The organism is Nitrosomonas sp. TNE100 (assembly GCF_055387135.1).
Window position 1 is genome coordinate 87,345 of sequence record NZ_AP040997.1, and the last position, 12,508, is coordinate 99,852.

Here is a 12,508-nt window from a genome sequence, read left to right on the forward strand (position 1 = left end):
GAAATTCTGCGTTATTGTCGTCGCCAGGTTGTTCCTTGCGGACCGTCTTCCAGAATAATGCCGGCTTCGGCCAGTTGCTGACGCAGTGCATCAGCCTGCGCAAAGTTCTTCTCCTTGCGCGCCTGTAATCGCTGCTGGATCATGCGTTCAATTTCTTCTGTGGAATGGTGGTCATTCTGTGGGTGTGCGGGATGTTGCAAATATTGCCTTGGTGATTGCTGTAACAGACCCAGTATTCCACCTAGAGCCTTGAGCAAACTGGCATAGTGTGAATCGCCCGTCCGGTTTGCTTCGCTTGCCAGATCGAACAGCACCGCAACTGCCTCTGGTGTGTTGAAATCATCATTCATCGCTGCCATGAAACGCTGAGCGTAGCTATCATTTACCCAGTCAATCGTAGTAGTTGCTTCTTCAGCTGCCTGTGTCTGTGATGGCGCATGATTCTTCAGCGCTGTGTAGAGACGTTCCAGTGCGTTTCTGGCATCGTTGAGGTGGGCATCAGAATAATTGAGCGGGCTGCGATAGTGTGCCCGCACAATGAAAAAACGAACTACCTCGGGCTGGTAGCGTGCCAGCACTTCCCGCACAGTGAAAAAATTACCCAGCGATTTGGACATTTTTTCATTGTCTACGCGCACAAATCCGTTGTGCATCCAGTAATTAACATGGGGGTGGCCGTGGACGCCTTCACTTTGCGCGATTTCGTTCTCGTGATGCGGGAATTGTAAATCCTGACCGCCCCCATGGATATCAAACCGCTCACCCAGGTAGTGTCCGCTCATGGCGGAGCATTCAATATGCCAGCCCGGGCGTCCCTTGCCCCACGGCGAATCCCAGCTGGGTTCATCGGGTTTGGCAGCTTTCCATAACACAAAATCCAAGGGATCCCGCTTGTTGGTATCGATCTCCACGCGCTCACCGGCACGCAAATCATCGAGTGATTTACCCGAGAGCTTGCCATAGCCGGGGAAACGGCGTACATCGTAAAATACATCGCCGTTGTTTGCTACGTAGGCGAGCCCTTTGCTCAGTAATGATTCGATCATTGTGACCATACTCTCGATGCATTCAGTTGCGCGCGGCTCGAAAGAAGGACTGATGATGCCCAATGCCGCAGCGTCTTCTTCCATTGCTTGAATGTAGCGGGCAGTCAGTGCTCCAAACGGCTCATGGTTTTCCAGCGCGCGGCGAATAATCTTGTCGTCGATGTCAGTGATATTGCGGACATAAGTCACCTCGTAGTCAAGAGTCTGTAGCCAGCGTACTACGCTGTCAAATACGACCAATACACGAGCGTGTCCAAGATGGCAGTGATCATAAACAGTCATGCCACACACATACATTTTGACTTTCCCGGGTGTAAGAGGGATAAATTCGCGTCTGGAGCGGGTGAGCGTATCGTAAATTTTGAGCATCGGAGGCGTATGCAAGAGAGATAGTTGTGAGAAGTGCTTATTTTATTGATAAAATCAGGGACTTTTCTTTATAACCGTCCGCCCGGCAGAACCAGGGGCAAAACCGTGTGAGTATAGCATAATGATAATCTTCTCCTTTGAGCGGCATACTGCTCGTTCAATAAAAATAGTTACCTCCACTACGCTTTTCTTTACCTTATGCCTGACGATGTTGGCAACATCCGTTTTTGCAGCTAATCCTAAGGTTGAAATTAAAACCAATCTTGGCGCGATACAGATAGAGCTTTATGCCGATCAGGCGCCAAAGACTGTCAAGAATTTTCTGAACTATGTTAATGATGATTACTATACCGGCACGATTTTTCATCGGGTTATTGCCAAGTTCATGATTCAAGGGGGTGGATTCGATCAGAATTACGTACAGAAGCCTACCCGGCAGCCTGTCGAAAATGAAGCTGCCAACGGGCTTAAAAATACACTTGGTACGATTGCGATGGCGCGCACCAATGAACCACACTCTGCCTCGTCACAGTTTTTTATTAATGTCGCAAACAATAATTTTCTTGACTACACCGCTCCTACCATGCAGGGGTATGGTTACGCAGTCTTTGGTAAAGTTACAGCCGGCATGGATGTTGTTAATGCTATTGCCGGGACGCCAACCGGAGCAAATGGGCCTTTTAACAGAGATGTACCACAAAACATGATCGTTATTGAAAGTGTCAAATTGCTCCCGGCTTCTGCCAATTCCGAAAATCCGTAAACTCAGGACAAAATTAAAATGGTTAAAATACATACAAATTACGGCGCCATTACTTTGGAACTTGACAGCGATAAAACGCCTGTCACTGTCGAAAATTTCCTGCGTTATGTTGATAGCGGACATTACGACAACACTTTGTTTCATCGTGTTATCGATGGTTTTATGATTCAAGGTGGTGGTTATGCACCGGGAATGAAAGAAAAATCAACTTTGGCACCTATTCAGAATGAAGCTGCTTTGGGTTCTGGTAACGAGACCTATACAATTGCCATGGCTCGCACTTCCGATGTGCATTCTGCCACTGCACAGTTTTTCATTAACGTTGCCAATAACGGTTTTTTGAATCACACTGGCATGACGCCACAAGGTTTTGGTTACTGTGTATTTGGCCGGGTTGTGGAAGGCAAGGAAGTGGTGGATGCAATCAAGAAAGTGAAAACAGGTCGTTCTGCCGGACACCAGGATGTACCGCTGGAAGATGTCATCATTGAAAAAGCTGAGCGGGCTTGAGCTAAAATTCTGATAAATAATTTGTCTGGCACCAAAAATAATTTGGCCTGTGTTTTACAAATGGAAATTCAGTAGAAATGATGGAGATCAATAAAATTCTGGAAACAGCTCAAAATCGGGCGCAAGAGTTGGGTGTTTGCTACAGGGGAGCACTGTTGCCATCAGAGGCGCATAAGGTGCTGCAATCCATGCCGGAAGCCAGAGTTGTGGATGTGCGCTGTCGAGCTGAACTGGACTGGGTTGGGCGTATTCCCGGGGCAATTGAAGTCGAGTTGCTGACTTACCCGGGAATGCAGCCCAATCCTGATTTTCTGGAACAGCTTACTGGTCAGGTTGCAGATGATGCCATCCTGCTGTTCATCTGCCGCAGTGGTGGCCGGTCTGACCAGGCAGCAACCCTTCTGAGCCAGAATGGTTTTACGGAGTGTTATAACATTCTGGAAGGTTTTGAAGGCGATAAGGATGAAAGTGGTCACCGCGGGCGACAATCCGGCTGGAAAGCCGTTGGATTGCCGTGGATTCAGGGCTAAAGAGGGCTTTAATATTAACCTGCAGACCAGTTAATCAGGCCAAAATGGGCTGTAAGCAATACAATCAGGCCAAAACCAATGCGGTACCAGGCAAACAGGGTGAAATCATGATGGCTGACATAGCGTATAAACCCGCGTATCGCAATTAACGCGCTAATGAAAGCTGCGATTGATCCCACCACAAACATTCCCAGATCATCGCTATGTAAAAATTCCCGGTGTTTGTAGACATCATAGAAGGTTGCAGCAAACATGATTGGGATTGCCAGAAAGAAAGAAAATTCTGCAGCAGCTTTACGTGATAATCCGGACAATAATCCACCGATAATCGTTGCGCCGGAACGGGAGGTGCCAGGGATCAGTGCCAGACACTGTGCGCAGCCAATTTTCAGCGCATGCTTCCAGTTCATATCATCTACATTTTCAACCTCAATTCTGTGTTCCCGACGCTCGGCCCAGAGTATCAGCACGCCGCCAGTCACCAATGCAATAGCAACCGGCAGCGGGTGGAATAAGTAATACTTTATCGTTTTGATGAATAGCAAGCCCAGTATTGCGGCTGGCAAGAAAGCAACGCACAGATTCAGTACGAAACGATTTGCCCGTCGGGTGCCCCACCCCCTGGCCACATTTATTAGCCGTGCACGATATTCCCAACAAACGGAGAGAATCGCCCCCAGCTGTATTGCTACCGTAAAAACCTGAGCTTTATCGTCATTAAAATCCAGTAAATCGCCCGCCAGTATTAGGTGTCCGGTAGATGAGATTGGCAAAAACTCGGTCAGTCCTTCAACAATACCAAGCAGAAATGCTTTGATGAGAATCAGCCAGTCCATAGCGGCCTAATGTGAATTGTTTAAGCAAATGAAATCACCAGGAAAGATCATAGTTTTCTATAAATCTCACCGCCTTTTTCAATGAATTCATCCGCTTTTTTGGCCATGCCTTCCTGTAACGCCTCATTTTCAGAAATACCCTGTTGTGCAGCATAATCACGCACATCCTGGGTAATTTTCATTGAGCAGAAATTGGGCCCGCACATTGAGCAGAAGTGGGCAAGCTTGGCACCTTCCTGCGGCAGGGTTTCGTCATGAAATTGCCTGGCCTTATCTGGATCCAGGCTTAAATTGAATTGATCGTTCCAGCGGAACTCAAAACGCGCCTTGGACAGTGCATTGTCACGAATCTGTGCGCCTGGGTGTCCTTTAGCCAGATCAGCAGCATGTGCGGCGATTTTATAGGTAATGATCCCGTCCTTGACGTCATCCTTGTCCGGTAGACCAAGATGTTCTTTGGGCGTGACGTAGCACAGCATGGCAGTTCCATACCAGCCGATCATGGCTGCGCCGATTGCCGAGGTGATGTGATCATAACCAGGTGCGATATCGGTGGTGAGTGGCCCCAATGTATAGAAAGGTGCTTCATGACAATGTTCGAGTTGCAGATCCATGTTTTCCCGGATCAGGTGCATGGGCACATGCCCCGGTCCTTCAATCATGGTTTGTATATCGTGTTTCCACGCAATTTTTGTCAGTTCACCCAGCGTTTTTAATTCTGCGAATTGTGCCTCATCATTGGCATCATAAATTGAGCCAGGACGTAAGCCGTCTCCTAGGGAAAAGCTGACGTCATAGGCCTTCATGATTTCGCAGATATCTTCGAAATGTGTATACAGGAAACTTTCCTTGTGATGTGCCAGGCACCATTTGGCCATGATGGAACCGCCACGAGAGACGATACCGGTCATGCGTTTGGCTGTCATTGGAACGAAAGGCAAACGTACCCCGGCGTGAATGGTGAAGTAATCCACGCCTTGTTCTGCCTGTTCAATCAACGTATCGCGGAAAATTTCCCAGGTTAGTTCTTCGGCCTTGCCATCCACTTTTTCCAGTGCCTGATAAATTGGTACAGTACCAATTGGAACTGGACTGTTGCGAATAATCCATTCGCGTGTTTCGTGGATATTTTTTCCAGTGGAGAGATCCATGACCGTATCACCGCCCCAGCGAATCGCCCAGGTCATTTTTTCCACCTCGTCCTGAATGCTGGAACCCAGTGCGGAATTACCAATATTGGCATTGATTTTGACCAGAAAATTACGGCCGATAATCATGGGTTCTGCTTCCGGATGATTGATGTTGGCTGGAATAATGGCACGCCCGCGTGCTACTTCATCACGAACAAATTCTGGGGTGATCCATTCCTGAATCGCAGCACCAAAACTTTGTCCGGGGTGTTGTCGAGTTAGTAACTCGCTTTTCGCCAGATCGGTGACACGCTCTCTGCGCTGATTCTCCCGAATTGCGATGAATTCCATTTCCGGTGTAATAATGCCGCGCCTAGCGTAATGCATTTGAGTAACATTGCTGCCCCCTTTGGCGCGACGAACCGGGCGTGTGAGATTAAAACGCATTGCTGTCAAAGCGGGATCTTGCAACCGTTTTAAACTGTAACTTGAGGATAATCCCGAGAGAACTTCTGTATCTTCGCGCTCTTCAATCCATTTTTCACGCAAAGGGAGCAGACCGTGGCGGATATCTATATTGGTGTCAGGATCCGAGTAGGGGCCCGAAGTATCGTAGACGCAGATGGGCGGGTTTTTTTCGATTCCCTGGCTGGTGTTGGTATCAGACTGGCTGATTTCCCGCATCGGTACCCGGATATCTGCGCGGGAGCCTTGAATATAAATCTTGCGTGAATTGGGGAGAGATTGTATTGCAGCTGTATCTACCCGTGCATTGTCACTGGTGAATTTTTCCAGTCTGGAAACAGGTATTTTCATGCTATGCTCCTTAAGAAAGCCGCAAGGAGCAGGGAAATTACTCCCAGCTTCCCTCCGGCGGCGTTATCCGCATCAGGTATTAAGGGACTGTCTCACCGACATTCCAGTTTTCTGCGAATGCGGACCCCTAGCCAAAGCTGCCAAGCTAAAGTAAATATGGAATAATTGCAAGCCCGATTCTTTCGTTGATAACAGAATTAGATCTATGATGAACCTCGAACAAAGTCGTTTCAATATGGTGGAACAACAAGTCCGGACCTGGAATGTTCTGAATCAGGATATTCTTGACTTGTTATATCAGATAAAGCGTGAAGAATTTGTACCTGCAGCTTATCGTTTTATGGCATTCACGGATATGGAAATTCCGCTGGAGCATGATGCGGTAATGCTAACGCCCAAAATGGAGGCACGTATTCTGCAGGAATTGAACATCAATAAAACTGATAAGATCCTTGAGGTTGGTACCGGAACGGGGTATATGACTGCGCTGTTGGCTAAACTTGGTGCACATGTTTATAGTGTGGAAATCGTACCGGAACTGCATGCCATGGCGCGTATTAATCTGCAGGCACATGATATCACCAACATAACACTGGAGCAGGGTGATGCTGCACGCGGCTGGCCTGATCACGGTCCGTATGACGTAATTGTCCTGACAGCTTCCACACCAGTGCTGCCCGAGGCATTTCAGCAAAGTCTGGCACCGGGAGGCCGGTTGTTCGCCATAGTTGGTGAGGAGCCTGTTATGGAGGCAATGTTGGTAACCTGTACCACACCAGGTAACTATAGTTCGACCCGCTTGTTTGAAACCTGTACTGCGCCATTCAGAAATGCATTGCAGCGCGAGCAATTTCATTTTTGAAGCCCTGTGTCCGCTAACCGCTTCATAAAAGCCAATGTACTGATAACTTCAGTGGCAATCATCAAACCACGAAAATACGAAGATAATGAAATCAGCCGGCTAATGATGAAAAGCTTACGAGGTTTAGCGTGTCTATTATGCTTGAGCATGTTTGTTTGTGTTCAGTTAGAAGCTGCCGATCTGATGCAGATTTACCGTGAAGCGCTGGAAGAGGATGCACAATACGGCGCGGCGCGCGCCGCCTATGTGGCTGCACAAGAACGGATGCCTCAGGGAAGGGCAGGGTTGTTGCCCGATATTCGCCTGACTGGAGTTGGCCAAAATCAATATATTGAAACAAGTGGTTTGCCAAGCCGAGAGATCAAAAATCGGGGAATTACCGCGACTCTGACTCAACCGCTCATTCGTTTTGAGAATTTTATTATTTATCAGCAATCTAAAAATGAGGTGGCGCAGGCAGATGCGCAATTCATTATCGCAGCGCAGGATTTGATCTTGCGGGTTGCACAAACCTATTTTGATATACTCAAGGCAAAAATTGACCTTGAGGTAGTCGAGTCGCAGAAAAAAGCGATTCATGAACAGCTAGAACAGGCTAGACGAAATTTTGAAGTTGGTGTTTCGACCATAGTCGATACACACGAAGCCGAAGCGCGTTACGATTTAACCTTGTCACAGGAAATCGCTGCCAGAAACAAACTGGAAATCAGTCAGCATGCATTAGAAGTTCTAATCAATCGACTCCCGAATGATCTGCAGGATGCAAGCCTGGACAAGATTATCGCCGATCCACTTTCTTTGCCTCACGATGGTATGGATGAGTGGGTCGGGCTAGCGGAAGAAAAGAATTTCCAGCTGAAAGTACAGCGTATTGCTTACGAGATTTCCGAGCAAGACATTGACCGTGCCAAAGCTGGTCACTATCCAACTCTTGATCTGGTTGCACAATATAGTGATCAGCATGGTGTCGGCGGTGCTTTCACCGGGCGAGGGCTGGATATCGTCAATAAATCTGTTGGATTACAATTGACGGTTCCTATTTTCCAGGGATTGTCAGTGCAATCTCGTGTTAGAGAAGCTTTAGCTAACCGGGACAAGGCTCGTAAAGATATGGAAAATGTGCAGCGCACGATCGCATTGCAGGTTCGCCAGAATTATCTCAATGTAACTAATGGTATTGCTCAGATCAAAGCGCTGAAGCAGGCATTAACATCCAGCCGCAGCCAGCTTGATTCAACCACGTTGGGTCAGGAGGTAGGTGTACGGATGGAAATAGATGTACTCAATGCGCAGCAGCAATATTTTTCGGCGCGCAGAGATCTTGCTCAGGCCTATTATGATTATCTGATGGCCCGGCTCCAGCTTAAAGCTGAAGTGGGTGATCTGGATGAAGATGATTTGCTGGAAATTAATGCATTACTTTGATTCTTCTTGTTTATTTTTAGTAAAAAAGCCGAAAAATTAGTGTAATCAAGGTAGTAGAAGAATTATTTTTCTGGATGTTCGCTTGATCGTTTAGAGGATATTTTTGTGCGTTGTGGTTGCTGATGGCAAGCCATGCGGTAAGCGCGTAATGCTTTTTGTGCGTGGCTCAGAACGGTATCCTGTGGATAATTGATAATTTCGCGTGGCTCGACATCATCACTGATTCCGGCAGGAAAGCCGGATAGTAATTCCAGGCCATCATACATATGATCGATAGTGTAAATGTGGAACATACCTTTGGATACCGCATTAATTACACTATCATCCAGTATCAGGTGACGGCAATTGCGATCCGGGATCAGCACTCCTTGAGTACCATCAAGACCGGCAGTTTCACAAACCCTGAAAAATCCTTCTATTTTTTCATTAATGCCTCCTACCGGGAGCATTTCACCAAATTGATTGATCGCACCAGTGACTGCGATACCTTGTTTGAACGGTAATCCCGACAAGGCTGAAAGTAGTGCATACAATTCCGCGCATGAAGCAGAATCGCCTTCTACGCCATAGTATTCCTGTTCAAACACGATAGATGCATTGAGTGCGAGCGGTGCATTATGGTGAAACAAAGCAGATAGAAAATTTTGTAGGATGAATACGCCTTTATCGTGGATCGGCCCGGACATGCCGACTTCACGTTCAATATTGAGCAGACCGTCTTCTCCAGCGAAGGTGTGCGCAGTAATGCGTGTAGGAATACCGAAACTGTGATCACCCATCTCGATCAAGCTCAAACCATTGATCTGCCCGACTTTTTCACCATGTACGGTGATGACTATATCTCCGTCAGCAATAGCTTCTTGTGCACATTGGTCCGGGTAATTATGTCGCAGTGTCCGAGCCTGGCGGGCAGTTGTAACATCTCGCTCCTCAACAATAGTATTTCCGCGCGCTTTGCATTGCAGGGCGCTTTCCACAACCAGCATTTCTGTATAACTGAAGTTTGCACTTAATCGCTTCTGGTCTTCTGTGGTTCTGTGGCAGGTTTTTAGCACACAAGCAACCGCTCCGCGTGAGAAATGTGGCAGAGAGGATTGTTTACAGAGATGGGATATAAAAATAGACAGAGCCCGGTAGGCTTGTATACTGGCCAGGAATGAGACTGCAAAATCAACTTTTACCCGGAATCGCCGCGCTAGTTCGGGATTTTCTTCCTGAATTGTGTAATATTGCTCACGCGAGCCAATCAGGATGATTCTGACATCAATCTTGACAGATTCAGGTTCAATGGGTATGACCGGTGTTGCGGCATTAGCAGTCCAGGATTCTTCAATCTGCAATATGTGGTTACGCAGAAAGCGACAAATTTTTTCCCACAAGAAAGTATCAACCAATAAATCATCCAAATGTAACATCAGGAAGCCACCATGCGCCTTCAACAAACTGCCTGCGCGGATACGCGTAAAATCTGTCACCAGCATACCTTCAATGGATTGGTACCCGATACTGCCAATCATCGATTTAAAAGATGGATTGTCATCGACCACAACCGGTGCGCTGATTGAATCTCGGTTGTCTACTACGATATTTACCCGGTAGCGCTCAAACAACTCCTTTAGATCTTCCGGGCTCTTTTCTTCATCTAAATCAGCTGGCTGGAATATATCCAGGTTTTCAAGAATATCGTGTTTGATCCCGTTCAAGTGGTGTTCAAGCCTGGCATAATCTTTAAAGGATCGGTCCAGTTCGCCCGGTACGGCATCCAATACCTGATTTAGCAGAGGTTCAATCCAATTCCGACATAATGTGGAGAGCTCCTTATCCCGGTTTTGGCCAAGCATACGAATTTTTTGGAGATAAGATGCAATTTCATGGCGTAGTGCTTGTTCGTCCTGATCGAGAGCAGCTCTCCGGTCTCTCGGTAGCGTCAAGATTTCTTCTTCGGTCAGTGGTTTTCCGGATTCATTTAAAAGCGTAAAAACCAGGCGTCCAGATTCACGCCGAATTGCAAATTTTAATGATTCCGCATATATATTGAGTTTTTCAAAATTATTGCTTTCTTCCAGCTTGAAGCGGTTTTCAATGTGCTCCGCTTCTGCCTTGAAATCATCTCTATTCAGCTGTTCCGGTATTTCCTGCAATAAATCGCTCATGGATTGTGCAAGTTGTTGCCGTAGCCAGCTACCTTTGCCTGCTGGTAAGCGTAATGTCAGAGGTCGTTCCGGCACATCGAAGTTGTAGACGTAGCATAAATCAGATGGTACAGGCTTCCCTGCTGCAACTTCTGTCATCGCCTGTCGCAGCAGGGAAGATCTGCCACTGCCCGTTTCGCCCAATACAAAAAGGTTGTAGTCCGGGTGTTCCATTTCGAGGCCAAAATAAGTTGCCCGCTTGGCACGTTCCTGACCAATCCAGTCATGTGGTTGATCAATCAAAGCAGATGTATCTGAGAACTCCAGAGAACCGGGATCAATCGTTAAACTGAGCGCATACGGCTCTAATCTGGTTATTGGCATATGGGCTATTGTAGGACTAGGGGGATTTGAAGATTACCGGATATTCTCAGTATTGTTCGATACTGGAAGCTGGTAAAGATACGTGCTTCAGGCAGGGCGAATGAATAGTATTTTGAGATCCTGAGTGGGCAGAGTACCTGGGTACTAATCTTGTCCAAATGAGTTTGATTACTCGATCATCTGTTATCGCATGTGTCCTAAAGGTCATGATGGAAAATCACTTGGCGATTGTTCATAAATCAAGTGGAATTAGGTGGTGATGCCAAATTTTATTAGAGAAATAACAGAAAATACGAGCAAAAATTTAGTTTTTCGCCGGAGCAGTAAATTTCTCCTGTTACAAAATGGAGAAATTTACTTTTTAGCAACAGCTACCAGTCACCTATACAGCGGGATTATTTGCATAATATTGATGCGCAGCAGATGATGCTGCACCTTTATTGACTTTCGTGCCCAAATCGGCCAATACATGCTCTAATGCATCCAGGCAGAATATGACGTTTTCCAGTTTGCTTGAATTACCCATCAAGCCGATGCGCCAGATTTTTCCGGCAAAATCACCTAAACCAGCACCAATTTCTAGATTGTAATCGGCCAGGAGTCTGCGGCGTACTTCTTTTTCATCTACGCCCGTCGGGACATGCACAGAGTTCAACTGTGGCAGACGATATGCTTCATCCACGACATATCCGATACCCAGTGTTTTCAATCCAGCTTTTAATGCTTCGTGATTACGACGATGCCGGGTCCAGGAATGCTCAAGCCCTTCTTCATACAATATAACCAGTGATTCATGCAAGCCATATAGAGAGTTGGTTGGTGCGGTGTGATGATAGGTACGGGAAGATCCCCAGTAACCGAGTAACAAACTGATATCCATAAACCAGCTGTGTACTTTTTCAGTACGATTCCTGACCAGATCTACTACTCTTTCTGAAAAACTGACGGGAGACAATCCCGGTGGACAGGATAAACATTTCTGGCTGCCGGAATAAATGGCATCAATATCCCATCCATCCATATAAACAGGTGTCCCGCCTAATGACGTGACAGTGTCCATAATTGTTAGGCAATCGTACTTTCTTGCTATTTGGCCGATGGTCTTGGCATCCGACTGAACACCTGTAGAAGTTTCGGCATGTACAAACGCCACAATTTTAGCATCCGGATTCTTTTTCAGTATATCTTCCACTTTTTGAGGATCAACCGGATCGCCCCATTTATCCTCCACTACCAATGGAATTCCGCCACAGCGTTCGACATTCTCGATCATCCGTCCGCCAAAGACACCATTTCTGCAAACAACAACTTTGTCTCCAGGCACAATCATGTTAACAAAACACATTTCCATTCCGACCGAACCCGGTCCGGAAACTGGAAAAGTCAATAAATTGGTCGTTTGAAATACATATCGCAGCAAGCCTTTCAATTCTTCCATCATTTCGATGAAAACCGGATCAAGGTGACCCAGTGTCGGGCGAGCCATAGCGGATAAAACGCGCGCGTGTGTATCGGATGGTCCCGGACCAAGCAAGGTACGCTGAGGCGGATAGAAAGTGGTTATTTTTTTTTCTGGACGAAAGCTATCAATGGTCATCGATATTCCTAATATGAGTGAATGAAAATGTTGTTCTCTAGAATCCGGTTTCTATCAGTAACCAGAATCTTCAGGGAAGTATCAGATAGCCTACTGGTAGTGAAAACC

10 protein-coding genes and 1 riboswitch are annotated in these 12,508 nt (G+C 46.7%); of the genes, 5 read left to right on the forward strand and 5 right to left on the reverse strand.

From position 1 onward, the window contains the following. Nucleotides 1-11: 11 nt before the first annotated feature. A complete protein-coding gene (gene cysS, locus ACZ5EJ_RS00425; RefSeq protein WP_074456002.1) occupies nucleotides 12-1,415 on the reverse strand; it encodes a cysteine--tRNA ligase in 1,404 nt (467 codons plus the stop codon). 121 nt (nucleotides 1,416-1,536) lie between these two features. On the opposite strand from cysS, the gene ACZ5EJ_RS00430 reads away from it, so the two are divergent. The 3 genes from ACZ5EJ_RS00430 to ACZ5EJ_RS00440 all read left to right on the forward strand — a co-directional run bounded on the left by ACZ5EJ_RS00430 (nucleotide 1,537) and on the right by ACZ5EJ_RS00440 (nucleotide 3,218). Further along, nucleotides 1,537-2,178: a peptidylprolyl isomerase gene (locus tag ACZ5EJ_RS00430; RefSeq protein ID WP_011633323.1), complete on the forward strand. Its 642-nt coding sequence runs from the start codon at nucleotides 1,537-1,539 to the stop codon at nucleotides 2,176-2,178. An 18-nt stretch (nucleotides 2,179-2,196) separates the two neighbouring features. Continuing rightward, nucleotides 2,197-2,688 carry a peptidylprolyl isomerase gene (locus tag ACZ5EJ_RS00435; protein WP_011633324.1) on the forward strand — a complete coding sequence of 164 codons (492 nt, stop codon included), beginning with the start codon at nucleotides 2,197-2,199 and terminating at the stop codon, nucleotides 2,686-2,688. Between the two features lie 77 nt (nucleotides 2,689-2,765). Next, a complete protein-coding gene (locus ACZ5EJ_RS00440; RefSeq protein ID WP_074456001.1) occupies nucleotides 2,766-3,218 on the forward strand; it encodes a rhodanese-like domain-containing protein in 453 nt (150 codons plus the stop codon). Between the two features lie 14 nt (nucleotides 3,219-3,232). On the opposite strand, the gene ACZ5EJ_RS00445 is transcribed toward ACZ5EJ_RS00440, so the two are convergent. Beyond that, the gene (locus ACZ5EJ_RS00445; protein ID WP_011633326.1) at nucleotides 3,233-4,054 is read right to left on the reverse strand and encodes an undecaprenyl-diphosphate phosphatase; all 822 of its coding nucleotides are present in this window, start codon (nucleotides 4,052-4,054) and stop codon (nucleotides 3,233-3,235) included. A 47-nt stretch (nucleotides 4,055-4,101) separates the two neighbouring features. After that, nucleotides 4,102-6,000: a phosphomethylpyrimidine synthase ThiC gene (thiC, locus tag ACZ5EJ_RS00450; RefSeq protein ID WP_011633327.1), complete on the reverse strand. Its 1,899-nt coding sequence runs from the start codon at nucleotides 5,998-6,000 to the stop codon at nucleotides 4,102-4,104. Nucleotides 6,001-6,032: 32 nt separating this feature from the next. Continuing rightward, nucleotides 6,033-6,139, reverse strand: a riboswitch (TPP riboswitch). A 66-nt stretch (nucleotides 6,140-6,205) separates the two neighbouring features. On the opposite strand from thiC, the gene ACZ5EJ_RS00455 reads away from it, so the two are divergent. Then, nucleotides 6,206-6,862, forward strand: a complete 657-nt coding sequence (locus ACZ5EJ_RS00455; protein ID WP_083331342.1) for a protein-L-isoaspartate O-methyltransferase family protein — start codon at nucleotides 6,206-6,208, stop codon at nucleotides 6,860-6,862. 102 nt (nucleotides 6,863-6,964) lie between these two features. Further along, entirely contained in the window at nucleotides 6,965-8,287 is a 1,323-nt protein-coding gene (locus tag ACZ5EJ_RS00460; RefSeq protein WP_074456034.1) for a TolC family outer membrane protein, read from the forward strand. Nucleotides 8,288-8,349: 62 nt separating this feature from the next. On the opposite strand, the gene ACZ5EJ_RS00465 is transcribed toward ACZ5EJ_RS00460, so the two are convergent. Together ACZ5EJ_RS00465 and ACZ5EJ_RS00470 are read right to left on the reverse strand one after the other, a co-directional pair. Next, nucleotides 8,350-10,803, reverse strand: a complete 2,454-nt coding sequence (locus ACZ5EJ_RS00465; protein ID WP_074456000.1) for a Lon protease family protein — start codon at nucleotides 10,801-10,803, stop codon at nucleotides 8,350-8,352. A 382-nt stretch (nucleotides 10,804-11,185) separates the two neighbouring features. Next, nucleotides 11,186-12,400, reverse strand: coding sequence for a pyridoxal-phosphate-dependent aminotransferase family protein (locus ACZ5EJ_RS00470; protein WP_074455999.1), 1,215 nt, complete (start codon nucleotides 12,398-12,400; stop codon nucleotides 11,186-11,188). Between the last annotated feature and the right edge of the window lie 108 nt (nucleotides 12,401-12,508).